The organism is Octadecabacter ascidiaceicola, from assembly GCF_900185015.1.
GTDB lineage: Bacteria > Pseudomonadota > Alphaproteobacteria > Rhodobacterales > Rhodobacteraceae > Octadecabacter > Octadecabacter ascidiaceicola.
This window is the reverse complement of record NZ_FXYD01000002.1, coordinates 530,322-556,100: the sequence shown is the minus strand read 5'-3', so window position 1 is coordinate 556,100 and position 25,779 is coordinate 530,322. Positions and strand designations below refer to the sequence as shown.

The 25,779-nt window shown below is 55.2% G+C and carries 20 protein-coding genes; 12 read left to right on the top strand and 8 right to left on the bottom strand.

What is annotated here, in order from left to right; genetic code table 11:
* Nucleotides 1–32 precede the first annotated feature (32 nt).
* The 6 genes from OCA8868_RS08170 to OCA8868_RS08150 are packed head-to-tail and all read left to right on the top strand — an operon-like array spanning nt 33 to nt 5,940.
* Nucleotides 33–1,037 carry an ABC transporter ATP-binding protein gene (locus OCA8868_RS08170; RefSeq protein ID WP_093996052.1) on the top strand — a complete coding sequence of 335 codons (1,005 nt, stop codon included), beginning with the start codon at nt 33–35 and terminating at the stop codon, nt 1,035–1,037.
* A complete protein-coding gene (locus OCA8868_RS08165; RefSeq protein ID WP_093996051.1) occupies nt 1,030–2,121 on the top strand; it encodes an ABC transporter ATP-binding protein in 1,092 nt (363 codons plus the stop codon). The genes OCA8868_RS08170 and OCA8868_RS08165 overlap by 8 nt, the downstream gene beginning before the upstream one ends.
* Nucleotides 2,118–3,836 carry a peptide ABC transporter substrate-binding protein gene (locus tag OCA8868_RS08160; RefSeq protein WP_093996050.1) on the top strand — a complete coding sequence of 573 codons (1,719 nt, stop codon included), beginning with the start codon at nt 2,118–2,120 and terminating at the stop codon, nt 3,834–3,836. Before OCA8868_RS08165 ends, OCA8868_RS08160 begins: the two co-directional genes overlap by 4 nt.
* A 31-nt stretch (nt 3,837–3,867) precedes the next feature.
* Nucleotides 3,868–4,017 (top strand): hypothetical protein, encoded by a 150-nt coding sequence (locus OCA8868_RS16655; RefSeq protein ID WP_179214812.1) that lies wholly within the window; start codon nt 3,868–3,870, stop codon nt 4,015–4,017.
* Nucleotides 4,011–5,033 carry an ABC transporter permease gene (locus OCA8868_RS08155; protein ID WP_093996049.1) on the top strand — a complete coding sequence of 341 codons (1,023 nt, stop codon included), beginning with the start codon at nt 4,011–4,013 and terminating at the stop codon, nt 5,031–5,033. The genes OCA8868_RS16655 and OCA8868_RS08155 overlap by 7 nt, the downstream gene beginning before the upstream one ends.
* Nucleotides 5,026–5,940 (top strand): ABC transporter permease, encoded by a 915-nt coding sequence (locus tag OCA8868_RS08150; protein WP_093996048.1) that lies wholly within the window; start codon nt 5,026–5,028, stop codon nt 5,938–5,940. Before OCA8868_RS08155 ends, OCA8868_RS08150 begins: the two co-directional genes overlap by 8 nt.
* Nucleotides 5,941–6,034: 94 nt before the next feature.
* Here OCA8868_RS08150 and OCA8868_RS08145 read toward each other — a convergent pair whose 3' ends face one another.
* Nucleotides 6,035–7,315, bottom strand: a complete 1,281-nt coding sequence (locus OCA8868_RS08145) for a DUF3422 family protein (protein WP_093996047.1) — start codon at nt 7,313–7,315, stop codon at nt 6,035–6,037.
* 240 nt (nt 7,316–7,555) lie between these two features.
* Between OCA8868_RS08145 and OCA8868_RS08140 the strand changes: the two genes are divergently transcribed.
* Nucleotides 7,556–8,095, top strand: coding sequence for a pseudouridine synthase (locus OCA8868_RS08140; RefSeq protein ID WP_093996046.1), 540 nt, complete (start codon nt 7,556–7,558; stop codon nt 8,093–8,095).
* On the opposite strand, the gene OCA8868_RS08135 is transcribed toward OCA8868_RS08140, so the two are convergent.
* The 3 genes from OCA8868_RS08135 to OCA8868_RS08125 form a co-directional block, all read right to left on the bottom strand.
* Nucleotides 8,092–8,541, bottom strand: coding sequence for a hypothetical protein (locus OCA8868_RS08135; protein WP_143849570.1), 450 nt, complete (start codon nt 8,539–8,541; stop codon nt 8,092–8,094). The genes OCA8868_RS08140 and OCA8868_RS08135 overlap by 4 nt on opposite strands.
* 392 nt (nt 8,542–8,933) lie before the next feature.
* A complete protein-coding gene (locus OCA8868_RS08130; protein WP_093996044.1) occupies nt 8,934–10,373 on the bottom strand; it encodes an NAD(P)(+) transhydrogenase (Re/Si-specific) subunit beta in 1,440 nt (479 codons plus the stop codon).
* Between the two features lie 13 nt (nt 10,374–10,386).
* Entirely contained in the window at nt 10,387–11,958 is a 1,572-nt protein-coding gene (locus OCA8868_RS08125) for a Re/Si-specific NAD(P)(+) transhydrogenase subunit alpha (protein ID WP_093996043.1), read from the bottom strand.
* A gap of 135 nt (nt 11,959–12,093) precedes the next feature.
* Here OCA8868_RS08125 and OCA8868_RS08120 point away from each other — a divergent pair, with 135 nt between their 5' ends.
* Nucleotides 12,094–12,444 carry an ArsR/SmtB family transcription factor gene (locus OCA8868_RS08120; protein WP_093996042.1) on the top strand — a complete coding sequence of 117 codons (351 nt, stop codon included), beginning with the start codon at nt 12,094–12,096 and terminating at the stop codon, nt 12,442–12,444.
* Nucleotides 12,444–12,911, top strand: coding sequence for an SRPBCC domain-containing protein (locus OCA8868_RS08115; protein ID WP_093996041.1), 468 nt, complete (start codon nt 12,444–12,446; stop codon nt 12,909–12,911). The genes OCA8868_RS08120 and OCA8868_RS08115 overlap by 1 nt, the downstream gene beginning before the upstream one ends.
* Nucleotides 12,912–12,943: 32 nt before the next feature.
* Here OCA8868_RS08115 and OCA8868_RS08110 read toward each other — a convergent pair whose 3' ends face one another.
* Nucleotides 12,944–13,393, bottom strand: a complete 450-nt coding sequence (locus OCA8868_RS08110) for a methyltransferase family protein (protein ID WP_093996040.1) — start codon at nt 13,391–13,393, stop codon at nt 12,944–12,946.
* A 263-nt stretch (nt 13,394–13,656) separates the two neighbouring features.
* Here OCA8868_RS08110 and OCA8868_RS08105 point away from each other — a divergent pair, with 263 nt between their 5' ends.
* Together OCA8868_RS08105 and OCA8868_RS08100 are read left to right on the top strand one after the other, a co-directional pair.
* A complete protein-coding gene (locus tag OCA8868_RS08105) occupies nt 13,657–18,996 on the top strand; it encodes a Hint domain-containing protein (protein ID WP_143849569.1) in 5,340 nt (1,779 codons plus the stop codon).
* A gap of 89 nt (nt 18,997–19,085) precedes the next feature.
* The gene (locus OCA8868_RS08100) at nt 19,086–19,436 is read left to right on the top strand and encodes a hypothetical protein (protein WP_093996038.1); all 351 of its coding nucleotides are present in this window, start codon (nt 19,086–19,088) and stop codon (nt 19,434–19,436) included.
* Here OCA8868_RS08100 and OCA8868_RS08095 read toward each other — a convergent pair.
* From OCA8868_RS08095 to OCA8868_RS08085, 3 genes are all read right to left on the bottom strand, one after another.
* Entirely contained in the window at nt 19,433–20,209 is a 777-nt protein-coding gene (locus OCA8868_RS08095) for a gamma-glutamyl-gamma-aminobutyrate hydrolase family protein (RefSeq protein ID WP_093996037.1), read from the bottom strand. The genes OCA8868_RS08100 and OCA8868_RS08095 overlap by 4 nt on opposite strands.
* Before the next feature lie 141 nt (nt 20,210–20,350).
* Nucleotides 20,351–20,779 carry a GlcG/HbpS family heme-binding protein gene (locus tag OCA8868_RS08090; protein ID WP_093996213.1) on the bottom strand — a complete coding sequence of 143 codons (429 nt, stop codon included), beginning with the start codon at nt 20,777–20,779 and terminating at the stop codon, nt 20,351–20,353.
* Nucleotides 20,780–20,846: 67 nt separating this feature from the next.
* Nucleotides 20,847–22,994, bottom strand: a complete 2,148-nt coding sequence (locus OCA8868_RS08085; RefSeq protein ID WP_093996036.1) for a malate synthase G — start codon at nt 22,992–22,994, stop codon at nt 20,847–20,849.
* A 196-nt stretch (nt 22,995–23,190) separates the two neighbouring features.
* Between OCA8868_RS08085 and pepN the strand changes: the two genes are divergently transcribed.
* The gene (pepN, locus tag OCA8868_RS08080; protein ID WP_093996035.1) at nt 23,191–25,752 is read left to right on the top strand and encodes an aminopeptidase N; all 2,562 of its coding nucleotides are present in this window, start codon (nt 23,191–23,193) and stop codon (nt 25,750–25,752) included.
* The last annotated feature ends 27 nt before the right edge of the window (nt 25,753–25,779 follow it).

Sequence of the window (25,779 nt, the reverse complement as noted above, 5' to 3'; positions counted from 1 at the left end):
AAACTTAGACCACTTTTACAGGGAGGTCGCCTATGCCCGATGGGGCGCTGACAGTTCTTGATGTTCAAGGACTAAAGACTGTATTCAAAATCCGCGGTGGCGAAGTCCACGCCGTCAACGACGTGAGCTTTGACCTTAAATCCGGTGAGCTTTTGGGCGTTGTCGGAGAGAGTGGATCGGGCAAATCTGTTACCATGATGTCGCTCTTGGGACTGCTGCCAAGTCCCCCTGCAGACGTACGTGGTGGAACCGTGACCTTCGATGGGCAAGACCTTCTAAAGGTAGATGCAGAGACGTTACGCACCACACGCGGCGGCAAGATCGGGTTCGTGTTTCAGGACCCGATGACGTCCCTCAACCCTGTCTACAATGTCGGCATGCAAATCATGGAGCCCCTGCGCAAGCACATGGGGATGACCAAGAAGCAGGCCGCCGTTCGTGCAAAAGAATTGCTCGAATTGGTCGGCATTCCAGACGCGGACCAGCGCCTGAAAGATTACCCGCACCAGTTTTCCGGCGGCATGCGCCAGCGCGTCATGATCGCGATTGCGCTTGCTTGTGATCCAAAGGTGTTGATCGCGGATGAGCCGACAACCGCCCTTGATGTAACGATCCAAGCGCAAATTCTGGAGCTGATGAAAGACCTGCAAGAACGACTTGGAATGGCCGTGATCTGGATCACCCATGATCTGGGCGTTGTGGCAGGAATCGCGGACCGCGTTGTGGTGATGTACGGTGGGCAGATTGTTGAGCAAGCACCAACACGTGAATTGTTCAAGAACCCTCAGCACCCCTATACGCGAGCACTATTGAAAACTGTGCCACGCGTTTCTGGTGGCCGCGAAGAGCGGCTTGAAATCATCGAAGGCCAGCCGCCCATTCTTGGGGCGTCCCCCACAGCTTGCCCATTCCGCGACCGCTGCGATGTGGCGCTGGACCGTTGCGCGCACGAAAACCCGTCGCGCTATGATGTCGGCAACAACCACGACGCCGCGTGTTTCTATGACGCCCGAACAGGAGAGCCGCGCGATGTTTGATGACACCAAATCCGCGACCAAGCTGGTTGAGGTGAATAACCTCAAAATGCACTTTCCGATCCATACTGGGTTGTTCCGCCGCCACACGGGTGACGTGAAAGCCGTCGATGGTGTTTCCTTCGATATCTTCGAGGGTGAGACATTGGGGCTGGTTGGGGAGTCCGGCTGTGGCAAGTCCACCTGTGGCCGTGCCGTTCTGCGCCTTTATGACATTACAGATGGATCCATTGTCGTGGACGGCGACAGCATCGGGGATGTTGCGCAAAAGGATCTGCGCGGCAAACGCCCAACGATGCAGATGGTGTTTCAGGACCCGCAAGCGTCGCTAAACCCACGCATGACTGTACAAGCGATCATTCAAGAACCGCTGGATGAGCACACGTCCCTGTCTAAGGAAGAAAAGCGCGAAAAGGTTTTGGCGCTGATGGATCAGGTGGGCCTGAACCGGAAGTTTTCAGGCCGCTATCCGCACGCCTTTTCCGGCGGTCAACGGCAGCGTATCGGCATTGCCCGCGCACTGGCGTTGAACCCGAAGTTTATTGTCTGCGATGAACCGATCGCGGCGCTTGATGTGTCAATCCAAGCGCAGGTCGTGAACCTGCTTGAGGATCTGCAAAAAGAGTTCGGGCTGACCTATTTGTTCATCAGTCACGATCTTTCCATGGTGCGCCATATCGCGACACGCGTGGCGGTGATGTACCTTGGCAAGATCGTCGAACTCGCCCCACGCGAGGAACTATACGCCGAACCGCTGCACCCCTACACAAAGGCGTTGCTGTCAGCGGTGCCAGAACCCGACCCCGAATTGCACGACAAAATGGAGCGCACCATCCTGACCGGTGATGTCCCCTCCCCGTCCAACCCGCCAAAGGGTTGCAACTTTTGCACCCGTTGCCCCGCGGTGATGGACATTTGCAAGCAGATCGACCCCGAATACCGAGAGGTGCTGCCAGGCCGTTTTGTTGCCTGCCACCACTATAACGACGTGACAACGAGTGCCGAACAAACGGCAGCATCCGAGGCATCAGACCGCCAGAGCCTGAGCAATACCAATACGAAAAACCAACCAGGAGAGAGTTCATGAAAAAACTATCAGCCCTAATGGGCGCTACCGCACTGGTAGCCTGTGGCACGGCGGCACTTGCTGACGGCCACGAAGTTGAGCGCGGCCGCGATGGCCAGCTCAACATCATCTATTGGCAAGCGCCATCCACGTTAAACCCGTATCTATCGGGCGGCACGAAAGAAGTTGAATCCGCATCCTTGGTGCTGGAATCCCTCGGCCGTTTCTCTGACACAGGTGAATTGTTGCCTTGGCTTGCTGCTGAAATTCCAACTGTTGAAAACGGTGGTGTTTCCGAAGATCTGACATCCATCACATGGACGCTGAAAGACGGCGTTATGTGGTCCGATGGCACACCTTTGACAGCAAACGACGCAGTCTTCACATGGCAGTACTGTACTGCTGAAGGCGGCGGTTGTGCGCAGGCATCCTACTTTGACGGCGTTGAATCCGTTGAAGCTGTTGATGACCAAACCATCAAGATCACGTTCGATGCACCAAAGCCGTTCCCATATACGGCCCTTGTTGGTGCTGAATCCCCAATCATCCAAGCGGCACAGTTCGCGGACTGTATGGGTGCAGCTGCGCCAACATGTGTTGACGCAAACTTTGGCCCAATCGGGACCGGCCCCTTTGTTGTGACAGACTTCAAAGCCAACGATGTGGTTCAGTTCTCAGCCAATGAAAACTTCCGCGTAGACGGCCAGCCAGCATTTGAAACAGTGCTGTTCAAAGGCGGCGGCGATGCAGCTGCAGCGGCACGTTCCGTTCTGGAAACAGGCGAATTTGATTACGCGTGGAACCTGCAGATCGACCCAACAGTACTCTCCGACATGGAATCCGCGGGCCTTGGCACTGTTGTCGCCGCGTTCGCGACTTCCGTTGAGCGCCTGCACCTGAACCAGACAAACCCGTCTGCTGATCTGGGCGATCTTCGCGCAACTGCTGAAGGCGGCGCGCACCCGTTCCTGACCAACCGTACAATCGGCCAAGCGATGTCCATGGCGATCGACCGTGGCTTGCTTGTTGAAATCGGATACGGCGCTGGCGGCCAACCAACCTGTAATGTATTGCCTGGCCCTGCGGTTTACGCATCCACTGCAAACGACGCCTGCCTGACACAAGACGTTGCCGGCGCGAATGCACTACTTGATGAAGCTGGTATCGTAGACAGCGATGGCGATGGTATTCGCGAGTTTGAAGGCACACCACTTATCGTGTCTTACCAGACATCCACGAACGCCGTGCGTCAGGATACACAAGCGCTGGTCAAGCAGTGGTGGTCCGAAATCGGCATCCAAGCTGAGCTTCGCAATATCGACGCATCCGTCTTCTTTGGTGGTGACCCAGCTTCGCCTGACACCTTCCAAAAATTCTTTGCGGACGTTGAAATGTACACCAACAACTTCGCAGGTGTTGACCCAGAAGCCTACATGGCGAACTGGGCGTGTAAAGAATGGCCAAGCCCTGAATCCCAGTGGCAGGGGTCCAACATGCAGCGTTTCTGTGATCCTGCATATGACGCTCTGATCGATGAGTTGGCATCTACTGCCGGCATCGACGCCCGCGCTGAAATCGTCAAGCAGATGAACGACATGTTGATGGCCTCCTACTCCATCATCCCACTCGTTCACCGCGGCAATCCGTCTGCGCATGCCAACACACTCGGTGGTGTTAAAATGTCCGATTGGGATTCTGAGCTGTGGAACATCGCTGAATGGTACCGCACCGAGTAATTTCGATTGCTCAACAACGGGGTGGGCAGACATGCCCACCCTTTTCCTACCAACTATGGACCCGATTTTCATGCAGCCTGCCTTCGCTTTCACCGAATTTCCAAACCCGCATCCTATGTCGGCTGGCGATGAACAAGACTGCATCAAAACCTCGTCCCGCATCGGAGATACCGAATGCTGACTTACACAATCCGGCGTTTGCTGACTGCGATCCCGACGTTGATCTTCATCTCGTTGATCATCTTCCTGTTGCTGGACATGGCACCGGGCGACCCAACGGCGCAGCTGCCTTTGACGATCCCGCCAGAAGTGCGTGAGCAAATCCGCCAGTCCTTGGGCCTCGGTGAACCCGTCCACATCCGCTACCTCCTCTGGCTGAAACAAATGGTCTGGAGCGAGCCGGTCTACTACCTGTCGCAATCCGTTGACTGGGTATCCGCACCGGACGAAGCCCGCCTGATCTCATGGCAGACCCGCGCGCCCGTAATGGACACCATCCTCGAACGTCTGCCTCAGACGCTTATGGTCGTTGGCCTCGCCTATGTGGTCGGCGTGCTGATCGCCCTGCCCATCGGCATCATCTCGGCCTACAAACAGTATTCCGTGTTCGACCAAGCCGGTACGTTTGTCTCTATGATCGGCTTTTCCATCCCGCCGTTCTTTTCCGGCGTTCTGATGATCATCCTATTCACTGTGATGATGCCAAACGACAGTTTTTGGTGGTTCCCGTCGATCTATGACACCACCCTCGTGATCGACAGCTGGGAGGCCTTTGGCAAGCAAGTTCGCCAGATGGTTCTGCCTGTGATGGTGTTGGCCCTGCAAACCACAGCGCAGATCAGCCGGTTTATGCGCGCCTCCATGCTCGACAACCTCAATCAAGATTACGTGCGCACTGCCCGCGCCAAAGGCATGACCGAAAGCGTCGTTGTCCTGAAACACGTGCTGCGCAATTCGATGATCCCCGTTGTGACGGTAATTGCCCTTGGCATCCCTGCGATTTTTGGCGGTGCGATCATCACCGAGCAAATCTTCAAGGTGAACGGTATTGGCCAACTTCTAATCGTCTCGATCCAAGCCAGTGACGTGCCCATGGTGCAGACGCTCACCTTTATCTTCGCCATCCTGATCGTGTTCTTTAACCTGATCGCTGACATCCTTTACGGAATTCTAGATCCGAGGATCCGCTATGACTGATACATCCATAGACACGCGCGACGATGCAGTGGCCCGCAACCAATGGTGGGACGTCTGGGACCAGTTCAAAACCCACAAGGGTGCGGTCATGGGCGCGTGTTTCTTCATCTTCATCGTGCTCGCCGTCTACGTGGGCCCGTGGATCTGGAGCATTGATCCAACCTACATCGACGTGCGCGCCCGCAACCAAGGGTCCACATGGGCACATCCCTTTGGCACTGACCAATTAGGCCGCGATATGCTGGCGCGGATGATGGCGGGCGGACAAACCTCCATCTCCGTGGGACTCACGGCAATGGGGCTCGCGCTGTTCCTTGGCACGCTGGTTGGGGTCCTTGCGGGCTACTTCAAACGTATCGACGGGCTGTTGATGCGCGTAACCGACCTATTCCTCGCCCTGCCCTTGCTGCCATTGCTGCTGGTCATGGTGATGCTATTCCGCCAACCACTTTCGGCGTCTTTTGGTCCTGAAACCGGCATCTTCATTCTGATCGTAATCGCCATCGGCATTACCTCATGGATGCCCACTGCCCGCATCGTGCGAGGTGATGTATTGGCCCTGAAGGAACGCGAGTTCGTCCTCGCGGCGCGCTCCATCGGCACTCGCCCCGGCAAAATGATCTTGCGCCATGTCCTGCCAAACGTAATGTCACCCATCATGGTCTCCGCCACCCTTGGCATCGCGACTGCCATCATTACTGAGTCAGCCCTCAGCTTTCTCGGCCTCGGCTTCCCACCGGATTTCCCAACATGGGGCCGCCTGCTATTTGATGCGACTGACTTCATGCAGCAACACCCCCAGCGCGTCATGTGGCCCGGTCTCGCAATCAGCCTCACCGTGCTCAGCGTTAACTACATGGGCGACGGTCTACGCGACGCATTAGACCCCCGCATCCGCGGCCTCTAATCCTGTCTCTGTTACCCAAATGCCCCGAAGGGAGTCCGCAGGACGGGGGGCTAGCCACCCTCGGTCGGATGAGCGCAGCTCATTCGAAACCAACTTAATGCAACGCCTTACGAATACGGCGCACCATCATCCAGACGCCTAGGATCACCAATGGCGTTAAAACCGCTTTTAACGTCTTCTCACCAAGTCCAAGATCATAGGCGAACGGCGCGGCAATATTCGCGGCCAAATTCACCGCGTAATAACTGATCGCCACAATCGACAGGCCTTCAACCGTCTCTTGCAAACGCAACTGGATATCTGCCCGCCGATCCATGCTTTGCAACAGCGCCTTGTTCTCAGCAGAACGTTCCACATCAACCCTCGTTCGCAACAAATCGGACGCACGGATCGCACGACGTCCCATCGCATCCAGACGCGCTTTGGTGCTGGCAACGGTGCGCATCGCGGGATCAAAGCGGCGCATCATGAATTCGCCAAAGGTTTGCCGCCCCAAAAACCGCTCCTCGCGCAGCACTTCAATGCGCTGGTTCACAATGGTCTCATAGGCTTGTGTCGCGCCAAACCTAAACGTTGAGCGCGCAGACAGAGCCTCCAGCTCGCCAGATATCTGCAACAACGCATCAAGCGTGTCTTCCGTGCTCTCTAACGGTCCTGACAGCGCCTCTGTCAACGCAGACAAGCGCCCATCAATCGTGCCCATGTCGCGGCTTAGATCGCGGGACCGCGAAAACCCCAGCATCGACATCGCTTTATAAGTTTCGATTTCACAGAGCCGCTGAATGACCCGCCCAACTCTACGCTCTCCGGTTTCTGGCCGCGCGAAAACCGCAATCCTTATGTGCCCCGCTGCATCAATTCTGAAATCCCCAGCAATGACAGCATCGTCATCCAGCACACGGCTGACAGCAACGCTTTCTGGTACAAACCAATCCGCGAGTTTCTTTGTGATCCCTGCATCACCTGTCTGTTGTTCGACCCTAATCAACGCAGAGGTCACCCGCGTTCCCGGTGCTGACGCAAGCCAGCTTTCTGGAAACATTGCAAATGCCGCGAAATCGAACGGGGTATCGCGCACCCCTTCTTCGAAAATCGTATAGGTCACGAATTCCGTATGGCTTTCCCATTTCAGAATATGACGTCCGATCTGGCCGAAGTAATGGGTAGCGCCCTCTTCCGGATGGGGCGCGGCGTAGTGATCCAACAAAGCCTTAAGGTGCGCCATATCCGCAGAACGATCTCGTCCGGCGGCGTCTTGCGCGGGCTTAATCGCGAGGTAGGCCGCATGGCACGGCGCAGCCAGCGCGGGAAACGGGCGGGCGTGCAACTCGTTCGCCATTGCATAGCGCAGCGGGTGGTCTTTGATCGAACTCATTGCTGTATCCTTGTTAACTTGCGCAGAAACTAGCGGACCACCCTCGCCTGTAAAGCTAAAAAATAACGCAATCTCAAAAGGTTAGCGGAACACAATGGTATACAACCGTTTTTTCACACTCGTTTTCGCCCCAGCTAAGCCATGCAGACAATGCGTCGTGCAATCAGAAGCCGTTGAAACCAATCAAGGAAAAAGGGCTTTGAAATTGCAGCCGCCCGTCTTGCAAGTTACCAACGCCACATGGCCACCATCCTTTTCAATAAACCTTTCGGCGTGTTGTCGCAGTTCACAGACGCCAAGTCCCCGACCGAGCGCCCGACGCTGTCGGGTTTTGATCTGCCCAAAGGTGTTTACGCTGCGGGGCGGTTGGATCGCGATAGTGAAGGTCTGTTGGTGCTCACGGATGACGGCAAACTTCAGGCCAAACTCTCTAGCCCGAAGTTCAAGACACCCAAGACATATTTGGTACAGGTTGAGGGTGCGCCAACTGATGCTGACCTTGCCCCATTGCGCGCGTCCGTTTCACTAAAAGACGGCCCCACCCTGCCCGCCAAAGTGCGCCTGATCGACCCGCCTGACCTATGGCTGCGTGACCCGCCCGTTCGGTTCCGCAAGTCCGTTCCCGACACGTGGATCGAAGTTCAAATCACCGAAGGCCGCAACCGCCAAGTGCGCCGCATGTGCGCCCATGTCGGCTTTCCGTGCCTGCGCCTCGTGCGCTGGTCTGTTGGGGCTTGGACGCTGGACGGCATCGGCCAAGGCCAGTGGCGTACTGTTTAACGAACTGTTTCACCAAATACGGTTAGCTCGAACGCAGTGAGCGCCCCAGTATCCGTTACCGCATATTGCGTTGATAACGTAGTGTTCCCCCCGACGACCCCCTTAGTAATCCCTGCCGGTGTTGGATCGCTTGTTCGGTTGCCAATGAACTGGCCGATGATCACACCATCAACTGTGTAACTCGTGCCATCAACGGTGAAACCTCCAGCATAATCTGCGGCAAGTGCGTTATTTAACGTACCAGTTCCGATCAAGCTTTCATCCTGTCCGATGAGAATTTCGCCAGAGGCTGGAACAAGCGTTTGAGTATCAGTTCCCGCGCTCGTGACCGCTTCGAAATTGGTAATCGAACCGGTGAATGTGCCGGTACCGCTAAATTCAGCGGTCATGGACGCGTCCGCGACGATCGCGATATTGTCAAACTCAGTGAATGGAGAACGGTCCATTCTCATAACTGCGTGACCGGCATAGGAAGCCGATCCAGTTGTTGGCATGTTTCGTTCGGTTGTAATTGATAGATCGCGCAATCGGGCGATTTGATCGTTCGATTCTTCAGCAGCGTTCCACCTTACTTGTTGGAAACCTTCTTCGGTGCCACATGCGGTCAAACCGGCTACTGCAAAACAAACAAGAAATACTCTTACGGACTTAGTACACATCGTGAATCACCTAACCAATCTAACACGCTCGCCTTTTGGGTTACTTAGCAGGTACCGAACCGCCCCTAAAGGTTGTTTCGGGAAATTCATAGTTTCTTAACTTGCGCTAAACTTTGTCTTTACAAAAACGGCCGCCAAAGTTTCCTATGGCGGCCGTCAAACAACTTTTTTACATTTGCTTAGGTGATCTTACCCAGTAACGCATCCAAGGATGCCTTCGCGTCACCATAGAACATGCGTGTGTTCTCTTTGAAGAACAGCGGGTTTTCGATACCGGAGTAACCAGTACCTTGGCCACGCTTGGACACGAACACCTGCTTGGCTTTCCAGCATTCCAGAACCGGCATACCCGCGATTGGCGAGTTTGGATCATCCTGTGCAGCTGGGTTCACGATATCATTGGAGCCGATCACGATAGCGACGTCCGTTTCAGGGAAGTCCTCGTTAATCTCGTCCATTTCCATCACGATGTCATAGGGCACTTTGGCTTCTGCTAGCAGAACGTTCATGTGACCCGGCAAACGACCTGCAACAGGGTGGATCGCAAAGCGTACGTTCTTACCCGCAGCGCGCAGGCGGCGTGTCAGTTCAGCGACGTTCTGCTGAGCTTGCGCCACGGCCATACCGTAGCCCGGGATGATGATGATGCTGTCAGCTTCTTCCAAAGCTGTCGCAACACCGTCCACGTCGATGGCGATTTGCTCACCTTCAACGGCCATCTGTTCACCAGCTGGGCCGCCGAAGCCACCCAAGATCACGGACACAAACGAACGGTTCATCGCCTTACACATGATGTAGGACAGGATCGCACCGGAGGAGCCCACCAGCGCACCAACCACGATCAACAGGTCGTTCCCGAGGGAGAAACCAATCGCCGCTGCGGCCCAGCCAGAGTAGCTGTTCAGCATGGAAACCACGACAGGCATATCCGCACCGCCGATGCCCATGATCAGGTGGTAGCCGATAAACAGTGCCGCCAGCGTCATGATGAACAGCGGGAAGAAGCCGCCAGAGTTGAAGTACCAGACCAGCGTGATCGCAGAGATAACAGCCGCTGCGATATTCAGCATGTGACCACCCGGCAGCTTTTTCGCCGCAGAGTCCACTTTGCCAGCCAGCTTGCCGTAGGCAATGACAGAACCGGTGAATGTGATCGCACCGATGAAGATGCCGAGGAACAATTCAACACGCAGGATGTTCAGCTCAATCGTCGTCTTCTTGGCAATCAGCGCCGCGAATGTGCCGAGCTCTTTCAGGTCCGCACCCTCTGCGACAAGGCCAGCAACGCGGCCCATTTCAAAGTGCGCGATAAAGCCAACAAACACCGCCGCAAGACCAACGAGCGAGTGCATCGCTGCAACCAGTTCGGGCATTTGTGTCATCTGAACCTTAGTGGCCAGCTGATACCCGATGGCACCACCACCTGCGATTAACAGAAGCGACAGAAACCAGAAACCGCTACCTGGTCCGACCAGTGTCGCTGCCACGGCCAAGGCCATACCAACGATACCGTACCACACCGCGCGTTTCGCGCTTTCTTGGCCGGAAAGACCGCCCAGTGACAGGATGAAAAGAACTGCTGCAACTACGTAAGCTGCTGTTGTGAAACCGAATTCCATTGGTCAGTCCCCCTTAAGATTTCTGGAACATGGCAAGCATGCGCCGTGTGACGAGGAACCCGCCAAAGATGTTGATGCCCGTCATAAAGACCGCGAGACCCGCAAGCAGAACGACTAGGAAGGACCCCGACCCGATCTGCATGAGTGCGCCCAAAATGATGATCGAGGAGATCGCGTTTGTTACGGCCATCAGCGGGGTGTGCAGGCTGTGTGCCACGCCCCAAATGACTTGGAAGCCGATGAAGATCGACAGAACAAAAACGATAAAGTGCTGCATGAAAGATGCTGGCGCCCAAAGGCCCGCAAGCAGGATTACCGCTGCACCGATACCCAGCAGGGTAACCTGCTGCTTTGTCTGCGCTTTGAACGCTGCGGTTTCTACAGCGCGTTTTTCTTCTGGGGTCAGCTCAACCGCGGCCGCTTTTGGCTGTGCTGCAATCGCTTGGACCTTTGGTGGTGGCGGCGGGAAGGTCACTTCCTTGCCGTAAGCCACTGTCGCGCCGCGGATGACGTCGTCTTCCATGTCATGATTAACCACACCGTCCTTTTCAGGGGTCAGGTCAGTCATCAGATGACGAATGTTTGTCGCGTAAAGCGTTGAAGACTGCGCCGCCATACGGGATGGGAAGTCGGTGTAACCGATGATAGTCACGCCGTTGTCGGTGACGATCTTCTCGTCCTTAACGGTCAGTTTACAGTTGCCGCCCTTTTCCGCCGCCAAGTCAACAATCACAGAACCAGGCTTCATGGATTTCACCATGTCCTCGGTCCAAAGCTCAGGCGCTTCGCGGTTCGGGATCAACGCTGTAGTAATAACGATGTCCATGTCCGGCGCAATTTCGCGGAACTTGGCGAGCTGGGCCGCTGCAAATTCAGGCGAGGAAACGGACGCATACCCGCCAGAGGACGCGCCGTCGGCCTGTTCTTCTTCAAAGTCGAGGAACACGAATTCCGCGCCCATGGATTCAACTTGTTCAGCCACTTCTGGGCGCACGTCGAACGCATAGGTGATCGCGCCAAGGGATGTGGATGTTCCGATAGCGGCAAGTCCAGCGACCCCTGCCCCGACAACCAGAACCTTCGCTGGCGGAACCTTACCCGCCGCTGTGATCTGACCGGTGAAGAAACGTGGGAAGTTGTTACCGGCCTCAATAACCGCACGGTAACCCGCGATGTTCGCCATGGATGACAGTGCATCCATTTTCTGGGCGCGGCTGATACGTGGGATCATTTCCATTGCGACGACTGTGGCACCCTTACGGGCCGCAGATTTCATCTTGGCCTCATCCGCGACGGGGCTGAAGAAGGAAATAAGCGTTTGGTCCGCAGATAGGCGCTTCATCTCGCCGTCATCCGGTACGCGTACCTTGGCGACAATGTCTGCCGCTTTCCACAACGCAGCGGCGGTTTTAACAACCTCAACGCCTGCGTCTTTATAATCTTTGTCCGAGAAACCCGCGGCAGCACCTGCTTTGGTTTCGATCACACATGAGTGTCCTAATTTTTGCAGTTCGAGCGCAGACGCCGGCGTCATCGCAACGCGGTTCTCCCCCTCAAACAGTTCCTTTGGTGTGCCGACTATCATCGGATATCCCCCTCTTATGTCGCATTCCGACAATTCGTATAGGCCACAAGGGCAGACCACAAGCAAGTGCACCTTGCACAGATGCTATGCCACACCCTGCTTGACAAATGACATTCCTTATATAACAATATTGTTATGAATGATTCACCCGCCCCAAACCTAGATCGGATCTTTGCCGCGCTTGCTGATAGCACGCGGCGGGCCATTCTATTGAAACTCACAGACGGCGACGAAGGCGTCATGGATCTCGCCGCCCCTTTTGACATGAGCCAACCGGCAATCTCGCGCCATATCAAAGTGTTGGAAACTGCTGGCCTCGTGACACGATACCGTCAAGGCACGCACCGTTTGTGCCGACTAGCCCCTGATACGCTTGGCCAAATCGAACCATGGCTGGACATGATCGCCGACCGTTATCGCCGAAAATACAATCGCTTGGACGCTGTTCTCGAGACGATGAAACCATCACAAAAAGGAGACAATTGATGCCCCCACTTCAGCTATCCCTAGAAGGCGACACGGATGTCGTTGTCACACGCCAGTTCAACGCAACACCCGAAAACGTCTACCGCGCTCACCTTGAACCAGACCTAATTTGCCAATGGATGGCCGCGTGGCCAGGCTGGACAATGCCCGTTTGCGAATCTGATGCTCGTGAAGGCGGTGCATTCAGGTTTGAGTTTGAAGGCGGCGAAGAGGGCTCATTTACTACAACTGGCGAATACATAACGCTCACACCTAGCTCGCTGATTGTTCACATCGAACGCATGCATATGCCTGATCCGGCGCCAGACAGCCACGTCCGCACGACATTCGAGGCGTCCGGCACAGGCACGTTGTTGACCTTAAGGATGACATTACCAGATGCGGAATCACGCCAGGGCATGATGGATATGGGTGCCGCTGACGGTATGGAATTGTCGTATTCCAAGCTGGATGAAATTATGTCCTAGGCCGCATTTCAACTACCCCAACAAACCCGCCGTTATATCCAGCGGCGGGTTTGTTGGGTGTACTTGAAAAAGTCCTGCCGGAATTTGCGACGCAGGCGGTTTTCCTCGGGAATGACGAACCGCTTTTCCAATACCCAAAGCAAGATCGGCGCCAATGGCAATGCAACGGGCGCATCCCAACGCAAGATAAAGCCAGCTAAGATTATGACATCGCCCAGATAAATCGGGTTGCGCGAGCGTTTGAAAATGCCCGATTGAACAAGTTGATCTGCTTCAAGGTGCGGAATAACAGTCGTCCGTTGGCGGCGCATCTCTGTGATCGCCAAAAGCATCAAAATCAGCCCGCCACCAATCAGAACGGCCGCCAGAAACTGCGTCAGCGGATGATCAATGCTGAGGTTCCAAGGCTGACTTTGACCAAGAAAATACGCAGCAAGTAAAGAAGCCGCGAGCCATACGGGGGGGATGTCTATCCATTTCATGGCTATCAGGTGCCATATGGCCACCAAGACCGCCAGCAGATTGTAGCAACATAAAGAACAGCCCAACACATTTTCGCCATGAACTGGCCTCGCCTTTCTCACACACCCTCCTAACTCAGAACACTTGGTCTCCGTAAACCCTCACGCAAAGGGACCTCATTGTCCGAATTGTGCCGAACGAAAACGGCGCGACAAGGCAGTGAAGTGGAGCAGTTTACTGGAACGTTTGTTTGTTCCTGCAAGATGTTAAAGAGGTTTTTGCAATGCCACAGGGTTATTTGGTCACACTTGGTGATGGGTCTCTCGATAACGGGGATGCCATTTCTGGCAGTCAATCAACGTTTACAACGAGCTCTACAATCGGGGCTGGTTCGTGGACTTGGACCGGGGTCTGGGATGGCGACGGCAATGCCTACAACAATGTCAACGACTCTGGTGTTTATTACGTTGCAAGTGACGGCAACGTTTATTTCGTGCCGGACAATTGGTTCACAACCTCCGGTACCGCGACGGCAGTTTCCCCACCAGCATATACGGCAGCTGACGGCACAGTGACTGGCACGGCTGGCAACGACGTTATAGACGACGCCTACTCTGACACCGATGGAGACAGCATTTCATCGGGTAACGATACTATTGATGCAGCGGGCGGCAACGACACCGTGTATGGTGGCGGTGGCGACGATTCAATTGATGGCGGCGATGGTGCTGACTACATTGTTGGCGATCAAACGCTTGCCAACGACGGCCAAGACAACATTTCAGGTGGAAGTGGCAATGACGTCATATATGGCGACACGGCCGCTGGAACTGATAACTCACCAACACTCGTTTCTTGGGCCAACCAAGGTCTGGCAGATGAAACCAGCGTTGCAGGCGGTACCACAGCAACATCCGCAGACGGCAACATCAATATAACTGTATCCGTCGCGAATGAGGCGAACTTTTATGGTGCATCTGTCGAAACTGGCGACCCCCTCTATAACTACAATAGCGCCAGTGACACATCGTCCCTCGCAATTGAAGGCGGTGATATCGCCACGGGCGGTACACTTGGTAATGACCAAAACGCTGCGGTTGTCACACTCGACTTTTCTGCTGCGGAAGCTGGTTATTCAGATGAGGTGTCTAATGTCACCTTTGGCATCTTCGACATTGATGAACTGGATGGGCAGTTCCTCGATCAAATCATCGTCACGGCATACGACGCCAATGGGGTCGCCATTCCGGTTTCTGTGACGCTTGGCAGTACGACCACACTTACGTCCACAACAAACGCAAACGGGTCCCAGACTGTAACCGCGATCGTGAATTCCGGTGGCGCTGGTAATACCGATTCCCAAACTGGTTATGCGCACTTCACTGTTGCAGGCCCAGTCTCTTACATCGAAATCGACTATAACAACGTCGACACAGCCTATGGCGGTCACGCGATCCGTATTGGTGACGTCGAGTTGACCCCAATTCCGGAAGAGCCCGAAGACGGTGCTAACGATACCATCGATGGCGGTATCGGCGACGATGTAATCTACGGTCAAGGTGGTGACGACAGCATCAATGGTGGCACCGGCATTGACACAATCTACGGCGGCATTGGCGCTGATGTTATTGATGCAGGCGCTGACAACGACAGCGTCACAGGTGGCGAAGGCAATGACACCGTAACCCTTGGCGCTGGCAACGACACCTTTGGTGACTGGAGCACCGATGACGGAAACGACACTGTCTTTGGCGGCGCGGGCAACGACACCATCAACGGCGGCAACGACGACGATGAACTTCACGGTGGTGCAGACGACGACACGCTGATCGGCGCATCCGGTGATGACACCCTTTATGGCGGCACAGGCGATGACGCGTTCTGGATCACGGATGATCACAACAGTGACATTATTGTGGGCGGCGAAGATGTCGGCGACGGCGATGTGGATACTGTAAGCTTCTACAACTATTCCTCGACTGACGGCGTCACGGTAACGGCCACGGGCGACGAGGCCGGCACATATGATTTCGACGGCACTGTCGGGACAGGAACCTTCACCGAAATCGAAGCCATCGAAACGACCGACTATGACGACACGGTCGACTTGACCGCCGACAACAATGGCGTGGATGTGTCTACGTTTGACGGTAATGACGACATCATAACCGGCGGTGGCGACGACGTTGTGGACGGTGGCCAAGGGTCCGACACATTCAACACCGGCGCTGGCGATGACCAGATCAACCTTGGTGATGATGGCGCAGGCAGCCCTGATGGCGATGCCGATGTCATCGTGCTGGAAGACGGTTTTGGCGAAGACGTAGTCACCAACTTCGACGCCCCTACCCCAGATGGCGACGGCACATTCACAGGTATCGACACGCTTGACGTGTCCGGCCTTTATGACCTTCCCCTAGGCGATCCTAATCGTACGCCCGTATTGACCAACGATGTTACGGTCACGGATGACGGGTCTGGTAACGCGTTGCTGACTTTTCCGAACGGTGAAACCATTACGCTCGTCGGGATCAGCCCGACCGACGCGGATAACCCGTTCTACCTCAACGCAATTGGTATCCCGATGCCGGATGGTACGGTCGAAGGCACTATCGGTGCGGACAACATCGGAGCGGGTTACACTGGTGACCCGGATGGCGACATGGTCGATGCTGGCGATGCGATCCTGCCCGGCGACACAAACAACGACGACCTGATCTATGGTTACGGCGGGAACGACACCATTTACTCCGGCACTGGTGCTGATGAAGTCTACGGCGGCGATGGTGACGACACGCTTGGCACGAACGGTGATCCGACCGTTGGCAATACTCTGAGCGGCGATGCGGGCAACGACACGATCTTGGGTGGTAGTGGTGACGACACCATTCTGGGCGGAACTGGCGATGATACAGTGTTTACCACTGGTGGAAGTACCGACACCATCGAGGGCGGCGAAGACGCTGGCAATGGGGATGTCGACACGCTGAACTTCGTGACGCAAACGTTCTTTAATGCAGGTGTCGATGTTACCATGTCCGGAAACGAAGCCGGCACATACACCTACGTGACCGACGGCGGCACTGGCTCTGGCACCTTCTCAGAGATCGAACAGTTCAACCTAACCGATGAGAACGACTCCTTTGATGGTGTTGCTGCGACAGGCGGTAGCACTGTAGATGGCCGCGCCGGAGACGACACGTTGGTTGGTTCAAGCGGCGATGACAGCTTCATCGGTGGTACTGGCAATGACACGCTGAATGCGAATGCTGGCAGTGACTCTCTGGATGGCGGCGAAGGCAACGACACGGTCTTTGGCGACGAAGGCGATGACGTCATCGACGGCGGCGACGGCTCGGACGAGCTTCATGGTGGCGATGACAATGATATCGTCGATGGTGGCGCCGATGATGACACGATCTATGGTGGATCGGGCGACGATACGCTGACAGGTGGTGATGGTGCCGACACCATCATCGGAGGCGCAGATCAAGACGTGATTTATGGCGGCGCGGGCGATGTCATTGACGGCTCGGAAACAGGCACGGACAACGACACGTTGATCGTATCAGGCGTTGATTATATCGACTACGACACCAACCCCGAAAACGGCACGGTCTACTTTGAAGGCGGTGGCAGCCTGACCTTTACCAACATCGAAAACGTCGTTGTCAGCGACCGCGACGGCACCGTCAGCGGCACCGCAGGCAATGATACTATTAACTCAGGTTATGTCGGCGATCCTGATGGTGATCAGGTGGATGACACTGATGCCATCCTCGAAGGCCATGAACCGAACGACGACCTGATCGAAGCAGGCGCCGGTGATGACACCGTCATGGCAGGCCTAGGCGATGACACTGTCTATGGCGAGGCCGGTAATGATCTGATCATCGGCCAAGATGGAACCGACACCATTTATGGTGGCTCAGGCGATGATATCATCAACGGCGGTGTCGATGCAGATACGATTTTTGGCGGCGACGGTGATGACCGGTTCGTGCAAGAAGCCAACTTCGGCAATGACGTAATCGAAGGTGGCGAAGGCGGCACTGACAACGATGAAATCTGGTCCACCCAAAACGTCGATATAACGGTTACGACCAGTGGCGACGAAGCGGGCACAATTTCGGATGGAACCTCAACGGCGACATTCACCGAAATTGAAGCCATCCAAACCGAAGGCGGAAACGATACCATTAACCTGAGCGGTGGCAGCGCGGGCATGACAGTCGATTCCGGTGCGGGCGACGATACGATCACAGGTGGTGTCGGCAACGACGTTATCGATACTGGAACCGGTGACGACCTCGTTCACACTAATAATGGTGACAATACCATCACCCTTGGCACTGGTGACGACGAAATCATTCTGGGGAATGGCGATGAAACGGCCTATGGCGGTACGGGGCAAGACATCTTCCATGTGGACGATACGTCTGGCACCAACACCGTTGTCGGTGGCGAAGGTAACGACGGGTTTGGCGACATTCTGAACAGCAACGACCCAACACCTGTCAATGTCACAACATCCGGCGATGAAGCTGGTACAATGACAACTGGAACGACCACGGTAACGTTCTCCGAAATCGAGGTCATTCAAACTGACAGCGGCAACGACACCGTTGACATATCAAACGACAGCTTTGGTATGACCGTCTTCGCCTATGATGGCGACGACACGATCACAGGCGGTTCCGGCGACGACCTAATCTTGGCGGGCGATGGCGATGATGAACTGACAGGCGGCGAAGGCGATGACACCTTTTATGCTGGCGCTGGCGATGACGATATCACGTTCTCGGAAGGCGACACGGCGGATGGTGGATCAGGCGACGACCTGTTCGTTCTTGAGGACCTCGGCGAAACCAGCAATGGCACGATCACTATTGATGGCGGGGCTGGTGATGAAACAGGTGGCGATACGCTGCAGTTGGGCAACCTTGGTGTTCTGACACAAGCCGTGCGCGACACCTTTGTCGATGACGGCACTGGCAGCTACTCCGGTTCTATCACGCTGGATGATGGCTCGATCCTTAACTTCTCCGAGATCGAAAACATCATCTGCTTCACGCCGAACACGCGCATCGCCACGCCAACTGGTTTGGTTGCGATCGAGGACCTGGAAGTGGGCGACTTGGTGGTCACGCGCGATCATGGTTTGCAGCCCATCCGCTGGATTGAAGGGCGCACAGTGCCTGCAATTGATCGCTTTGCACCGATCAAAATTCGCAAAAATGTACTGTCGGGACAAGACCGCGATCTTATCGTTTCCCCGCAGCACCGCGTATTGTTCCAAGGCTATCGTGCCGAGCTTCTTTTCGGTGAAAGCGAAGTTCTGGTTGCGGCCACGCACCTCGTGGACGGTATGGACGTGACGCAGGACGAAGCCGAAATGGTAACCTATGTGCACATACTCTTTGATCAACACGAAATCATCTATGCAGAAGGTGCGGCGACAGAAAGCTTCCACCCTGGTGACATTGGTTTTTCTGCTGTTGGAGACGCTGCGCGCGAAGAGCTGTTTGCTATCTTCCCCGAGCTGCGCGTTGACCCTCGTCAGTACGGAAGCACGGCACGTCGTTGCTTGAAGTCACACGAGGCAAAACTGATCCGCACCTAAGAACTGCTTGATTAGACGGATTGCGCGGGCCAGTGTCGGTTTGACATTGGCCCGTTTCATTTCGGGCTTACCGATAAAGGAAGCCGAATATGCGTCTGACAATGCTTGCAATCCCCGCTTTGGTTCTGGGGGCCTGCACCACCCCACCGCAAACATCTGTAGCTGCAATCGGGTCAACAGAGCCCGCGATAGAGCCACATTTCAGCTTCGATGTACCAATGGACCCCGGTCAGATTCGGTGTTCGTCTTTGTCAAACTCCGTCGCGCTGGAAGCGGCCGTACAATGGACCATCGGCCAGGCGCGCGCAGGTGTTTTGGCAGGGCGCGACGCGGAAATACCCGGCGAAGGGGACCTCGCCCAGATCTTTGCGGCGTATTGCGCTCAGAACCCGAACAACACAGTCCGCGCCGCTGCGATCCATTGGGGGCTTGCGTCTTAGGCGGTTTGAAGGAGCGACGGTTCGCCTCGGTTGGCCCATGCACCCGCCGCTACGCCGAAAGCCTCAAACAGCGGCTTTGAAACAGGGTCGAGGCCAGCTTGCCATTCTGGGTGCCACTGCACCGCCAGCGTGAAACCGATCGCATCTTTGACGTAGATTGCTTCCGGCGTAGTATCGGGTGCGCGTCCGTCGATGACGATCCGCTGGCTACATTCAAGGATGCCCTGCCCGTGCAGTGAATTGGTCATAACCTCACGCTTGCTCCAAAGACGATGGTACGGCCCGCCTTCCGAAACTGTCACGAGGTGACGCATCCCAAACTTTTCTTCGAGGCTACCATCTGGCGGCATTCGGTGGTTGTCACGACCCGGAATGTCGCGAATTTCGGGGTGCAGCGTACAGCCCATAGCAACAGCAACCTCTTGAAATCCACGGCAAATCCCCAAAATCGGCTGGCCGCGCTCAACACATTTACGGATTAGCGGCAAAGCAATCGCATCACGTTCACGATCGAAAGCGCCATGCGCCTCGGTCTCTTCATGACCATATTCGTCTGGATGCACATTCGGGCGTCCGCCTGTAAACAGGAAACCATCACACACGTCGGACAGATGATCGACATCAACCAAATCCGGATGTGCAGGAACGACTAGAGGCAAGCCACCGGCCACCTGTGAGACCGCAACAGCGTTCATCGCACCAGATGTGTAAGCAGGGTAATCACCATGAAGAATATCATGATTGCCGATGATGCCGATAACAGGTTTACGCATAACAAGTCTCTTTTAGCAGATACTAAACAAATAAATAGTTAACATAAGACATCAACTCCGTCTCTTTTAGCAGATACTAAACAAATAAATAGTTAACATAAGACATCAAACTCCAGTTCACGAATTTGTTAGCCTAAAACTCTAAATTTCCGCCGAGTAATTGGCGGCCTCGACACCGAAAGCAGCGCAGGCCGCATCATTTTCTGACAAATCGCCGGTAACGCCGACTGCGCCAATAATCGCGCCGCGTTTGTCACGCACAATCACGCCCCCGGGAACCGGAATGACCCGCCCACCGTAAATACCGTTCACCGCATTCATGAAATAGGCCTGCTGCTCAGCGCGCGCCATCTGCGCGGTCCCAGCCATACCCAGCATGACCGCCCCGTATGCTTTTGCCTGTGCAATTTCAAATCGACCAGGCGCCGCGCCATCTTCGCGTTCAAATGCTTTGACGTGGCCGCCGGAATCCAGAACCACCACAGCGAGCGGATTTAGCTCCATCTCGCGGCCTTTCAACAGTGCTTTGCGGATAATTGTCCGCGCTTTATTCGTCGAAATTTCAGCCATATCGCTTAAGCCTTTTGTCACTACCCCGACAATCGGGGCGCATGAAAACAAGTTCAAGCGGAACAAATCACGAATTGCGCTGTGATTTCAACTCCAAACGCCGACGGTGCAGCACTGGCTCAGTATAACCTGACGGCTGTTCTCTACCGCGGAACACCAGATCACAGGCTGCTTGGAACGCAATCCCATCGAAATCCGGGGCCATCGGACGGTATGTTGGATCACTTGCATTCTGCCCATCCACAACGGCGGCCATCTTGCGCATCGCCTCCATTGTGTCAGCTTCGCTAACGACATCATGATGCAGCCAGTTGGCGATGTGCTGCGCTGAAATCCGGCAGGTGGCGCGGTCTTCCATCAGTCCTACGTTATTGATGTCGGGAACTTTGGAACACCCGACCCCCGCATCGATCCAACGAACAACATAACCCAGAATGCCCTGTGCGTTGTTTTCGACCTCGCGGATGATTTGCGCTGGTGTCCACGAACGGTAGCTGGCCAGCGGAATATCGAGCAGCGCCTGTACATACGCGCGACGCCCCCCTGCTTTCAGTTTTCGTTGAACCGCAAAAACGTCGACCTTATGATAGTGCAGCGCATGCAGTGTCGCGGCCGTTGGCGACGGCACCCACGCACAGTTCGCGCCGGATTTTGGATGCTCGATTTTTTGTTCAATCATCGCTTCCATTGCGTCAGGCATCGCCCACATGCCTTTGCCGATCTGCGCCTTTCCCGACAATCCGCATTCCAAGCCGATATCAACGTTCTGGTTTTCATAGGCGCCAATCCAACCTTTGCGCTTAATGAAGTCCTTGCGGCTGAACGGCCCAGCTTCCATCGAGGTGTGGATTTCATCGCCGGTGCGATCAAGGAAACCGGTGTTGATAAACGCCACACGGGATTTCGCAGCGCGAATACATTCCTTGAGGTTTACCGAGGTGCGGCGTTCCTCGTCCATGATGCCAACTTTAATCGTATGCTGCGGCAGGCCGAGGGTCTTTTCCACATGGGCGAAGATGTCATTCGTGAACGCCACCTCTTCAGGGCCGTGCATCTTGGGCTTTACGATGTAAACAGACCCATGCACCGAGTTGCCGCTTTCACGGGCAAGATCATGCTTGGCGATTAACGTCGTGATCATCGCGTCCATCAGGCCCTCATAGGCCTCATTGCCGTCACGGTCCAAAATCGCAGGATTCGTCATCAAGTGACCGACATTGCGGACCCACAACAACGCGCGGCCTTTGAGCGTCAGCGTGCTGCCATCAGGTGCAGTGTAGGTACGATCGTCGTGTAGGCGGCGCGTTATGGTTTTGCCGCCCTTTTGAAGTTCTGCTTCAAGGTCGCCCTTCATTAGGCCCAGCCAGTTTCCATAGGCAAGAACCTTGTCTTCTGCGTCCACACAGGCCACGGAATCTTCGCAATCCATTATCGCAGATACAGCGCTTTCAAGGCGCACGTCCGCCAACGTTGCGCGGTCATGTCCGCCAATCGGGTGGTCTTTGTTGAACACCAATTCTACGTGTAGGCCGTTGTTTTTCAAAAGAACTGTTGATGGTTTAGCCGCAACGCCCGTGTAGCCAACAAATTGCTCAGGCATCATCAACGCATTGCCATCCACCAATAGCGCGCCATCTTTAACGCAATAGATTTCCGCATCCCCATGCGACGCCCCTTGGATCGGAAAAGCATCATCAAGGAATACACGTGTGCGGGCAACAACGCGGCTGCCGTGCCCGCGATCATAGCCCTTGTCCTGTGCATGACGCCCCATTGCGTCCGTTCCATACATGCTATCGTAAAGGCTACCCCATCGCGCGTTTGCAGCATTCAATGCAAAGCGGGCATTGGTGATTGGCACGACAAGCTGCGGGCCGGGAACGCTGGCGATTTCGGGGTCAACATTGGCCGTATCGATCTCGAAATCGGCGCCCTCTTCAACCAAATAGCCGATCTTGCGCAAAAACGCTTCGTAACCCGCCTCATCATGGGCTTGCCCGATACGCGTGCTGTGCCAGTCATCGATCTGGCTTTGCAACGCATCGCGTTTCTCAAGCAGCGCTTTATTCTTGGGGCCAAATTTGTGGATCAAATCAGACAGGCCGGACCAGAACACACCCGCGTCTACATCTGTGCCTGTCAACGCCTGCCCGTCGATGAAGTCTGCTAGTTCCGCGGCCACGGAAAGGCCCGCGCGATCCACTCTGTTGGTCATGATGTGTTTTCCCTTGTATGCCGCTGCACACGGCGCTTTGGCAAAACCTAGGTCAGACGGTGAAAAATGGCAACTATATGCGGTTTCTGAATAGTCTTAAATCGCTTTCAAAATTAGTACGATAATAGGCGTTCAGCGCACCTTGTAGCCTCGCGCCGCCGCGCCTAGGTTTCCCCCAACATCACCGGAGATTCACATGACCGACGCGGCCCAAGAAACCATCTACCTCAAAGACTACCGCCCATTCGCCTACATCGTGGATGACGTGCATCTGACGTTCAAATTGGCAGATACGGCTACGCGGGTGATCAGCCGGATCTCATTCCGCCCGAACACCGACTTTCCAGGTGAGTTTTTCCTGCACGGTCAGGATGTTAAACTGATTTCAGCGAAGATTGATGGCGTTGCGGTTTCCCCCAATGTCACTCCCGATGGCCTGACATGCGACGTCCCCGACGCCCCCTTCGTTTGGGAAGCCGAGGTTGAGATTTCCCCCAGCACCAATACCGCGCTTGAAGGGCTATACATGTCTGGCGGCATGTATTGCACCCAATGTGAGGCCGAAGGTTTCCGCAAGATCACCTTCTACCCCGACCGCCCCGACGTCATGAGCGTGTTCACCGTGCGGGTTGAGGGCGACTACCCCGTGTTGCTGTCTAACGGGAACCCCGTTGCATCTGGTGAAGGTTGGGCCGAATGGCACGACCCATGGCCCAAACCGGCCTATCTGTTTGCCTTGGTTGCAGGCAATCTGGTCGCCCACCCAAGTTCATTCACCACGATGTCTGGCAAGGACGTGGACCTGAATATCTACGTCCGCCCCGGCCCTGACGAAGACAAGTGTGCCTTCGGGATGGAAGCGTTGAAGCGGTCGATGAAGTGGGATGAAGACGTTTACGGGCGTGAATACGACTTGGACATTTTTAATATCGTCGCCGTGGATGACTTCAACATGGGCGCAATGGAAAACAAAGGATTGAACATTTTCAATTCCAGCTGCGTTCTCGCCTCGCCCGAAACCAGCACCGATGCCAATTTCGAGCGGATCGAAGCGATTATTGCTCACGAGTACTTCCACAACTGGACCGGCAACCGGATCACCTGTCGCGATTGGTTTCAGCTATGCCTTAAAGAAGGGCTAACCGTTTTCCGCGACCAGCAATACACCGGCGATCAAGGCAGCCACGCAGTCAAACGAATCGAGGACGCAATCACCCTGCGGTCCCGCCAGTTCCGCGAAGACGGCGGGCCGCTGGCTCACCCCGTTCGCCCCGAAAGTTTCATTGAGATCAACAACTTCTATACGATCACCGTCTATGAAAAAGGCGCGGAATTGATCGGCATGCTGAAACGGCTTGTGGGTGACGCAGAATACTACAAGGCCCTTGATCTGTACTTCACACGTCATGACGGGGACGCGGCAACCATTGAAGATTGGTTGCAGGTGTTTGAGGATTCAACGGGCCGCGATTTGACCCAGTTCAAACGCTGGTATTCACAGGCTGGAACACCGCATGTCACCGTTACCGATGACTTCAAGGATGGCACCTACACCATTAATTTAAAACAAGAAACATCACCCACACCTGGACAGGACAGTAAGCAAGCACAGGTCATTCCAATAGCTGTCGGGTTGTTGTCGCAAAACGGCGACGAAGTCTCCCCCACGCGGGTTTTGGAAATGACCGAAGACAGCCAGAGTTTCACCTTCGAGGGACTTGCGGCGAAGCCTGTGCCCTCAATCCTGCGGGATTTCTCGGCGCCTGTGATTTTGCAACGCGAGCAAAGCAACACCGAACGCGCGTTCCTGATGGCCCATGACACGGACCCGTTTAACAAATGGGACGCTGGGCAAACGCTCGCGAAGAATGTCCTGATCCAGATGATCACACAGGACGCAGCACCGGATGGTGCATTCCTTGACGGGATCGCGGCGATCTTGCGCGATGACACCCTCGATCCGGCGTTCCGCGCCCTTGCGGTTTCCTTGCCTTCTGAGGACGACATGGCGCAATCGTTGCATGGTGCAGGAACCACGCCTGACCCGCTTGCCATTCATCACGCCGTGGAAGCATTGCGTGTGGCCATGGCGCAGCATGTGCAGGATATTTTGCCACGTATTCAAGCAGGTATGACAGTATCCGGCCCTTATTCACCCGATGCAAAATCGGCGGGAAAGCGAAGTCTTGGCAACACGGTTCTTGGGCTGTTGTCACGGCTCGACGGCGGCGCTGCGGCCGCAAAGCAATACGACGAGGCCGACAATATGACCATGCAACTGGCGGGCCTTGCAGCGCTGTTAAAGCTTGGGAAAGGCAGTGCCGAGTCCCAAGCGTTCCGCACTCAGTGGCGCGATGATCGCCTGGTGATGGACAAATGGTTTGGCTTAACGGTCTCAATGGCGGCGCCCGAAAATGCGGCCCGAACAGCGATGCAGCTAACGCAAGAGCCTGATTTCGATATGAAAAACCCGAACCGTTTCCGTGCTGTGTTTGGAGCGCTTGCTGGCAACTCGGCTGGGTTCCATGACGCATCCGGCGCGTCTTATACCCTGCTTGGCAATTGGCTGGCCAAGTTGGATGCGATAAACCCGCAAACCACGGCCAGAATGACGGCAGCCTTTGAAACATGGCCACGATATGATGCGGACCGGCAGTCAAAGATGCGTGGCGCCCTTGAAACGTTGGGCGCGACAGCGGGGCTTTCGCGTGACACTGGCGAAATGGTTGGGCGCATGCTGGGGAACCAGACTTCCTGAAAGGGCTAAACGGCGGTATCCATTAGA

Bases quoted from the DNA above. Each gene is read 5' to 3' on its own strand.
- OCA8868_RS16655 (WP_179214812.1), top strand. From the start codon at position 3,868: ATGCCCACCCTTTTCCTACCAACTATGGACCCGATTTTCATGCAGCCT.
- OCA8868_RS08095 (WP_093996037.1), bottom strand. From the start codon at position 20,209: ATGCGTAAACCTGTTATCGGCATCATCGGCAATCATGATATTCTTCAT.
- OCA8868_RS08105 (WP_143849569.1), top strand. From the start codon at position 13,657: ATGCCACAGGGTTATTTGGTCACACTTGGTGATGGGTCTCTCGATAAC.
- OCA8868_RS08085 (WP_093996036.1), bottom strand. From the start codon at position 22,994: ATGACCAACAGAGTGGATCGCGCGGGCCTTTCCGTGGCCGCGGAACTA.
- OCA8868_RS08120 (WP_093996042.1), top strand. From the start codon at position 12,094: ATGAATGATTCACCCGCCCCAAACCTAGATCGGATCTTTGCCGCGCTT.
- OCA8868_RS08145 (WP_093996047.1), bottom strand. From the start codon at position 7,315: ATGAGTTCGATCAAAGACCACCCGCTGCGCTATGCAATGGCGAACGAG.
- OCA8868_RS08115 (WP_093996041.1), top strand. From the start codon at position 12,444: ATGCCCCCACTTCAGCTATCCCTAGAAGGCGACACGGATGTCGTTGTC.
- OCA8868_RS08140 (WP_093996046.1), top strand. From the start codon at position 7,556: ATGGCCACCATCCTTTTCAATAAACCTTTCGGCGTGTTGTCGCAGTTC.
- OCA8868_RS08100 (WP_093996038.1), top strand. From the start codon at position 19,086: ATGCGTCTGACAATGCTTGCAATCCCCGCTTTGGTTCTGGGGGCCTGC.
- pepN (WP_093996035.1), top strand. From the start codon at position 23,191: ATGACCGACGCGGCCCAAGAAACCATCTACCTCAAAGACTACCGCCCA.
- OCA8868_RS08150 (WP_093996048.1), top strand. From the start codon at position 5,026: ATGACTGATACATCCATAGACACGCGCGACGATGCAGTGGCCCGCAAC.
- OCA8868_RS08155 (WP_093996049.1), top strand. From the start codon at position 4,011: ATGCTGACTTACACAATCCGGCGTTTGCTGACTGCGATCCCGACGTTG.
- OCA8868_RS08160 (WP_093996050.1), top strand. From the start codon at position 2,118: ATGAAAAAACTATCAGCCCTAATGGGCGCTACCGCACTGGTAGCCTGT.
- OCA8868_RS08135 (WP_143849570.1), bottom strand. From the start codon at position 8,541: ATGGACCGTTCTCCATTCACTGAGTTTGACAATATCGCGATCGTCGCG.
- OCA8868_RS08165 (WP_093996051.1), top strand. From the start codon at position 1,030: ATGTTTGATGACACCAAATCCGCGACCAAGCTGGTTGAGGTGAATAAC.
- OCA8868_RS08170 (WP_093996052.1), top strand. From the start codon at position 33: ATGCCCGATGGGGCGCTGACAGTTCTTGATGTTCAAGGACTAAAGACT.
- OCA8868_RS08110 (WP_093996040.1), bottom strand. From the start codon at position 13,393: ATGAAATGGATAGACATCCCCCCCGTATGGCTCGCGGCTTCTTTACTT.
- OCA8868_RS08125 (WP_093996043.1), bottom strand. From the start codon at position 11,958: ATGATAGTCGGCACACCAAAGGAACTGTTTGAGGGGGAGAACCGCGTT.
- OCA8868_RS08130 (WP_093996044.1), bottom strand. From the start codon at position 10,373: ATGGAATTCGGTTTCACAACAGCAGCTTACGTAGTTGCAGCAGTTCTT.
- OCA8868_RS08090 (WP_093996213.1), bottom strand. From the start codon at position 20,779: ATGGCTGAAATTTCGACGAATAAAGCGCGGACAATTATCCGCAAAGCA.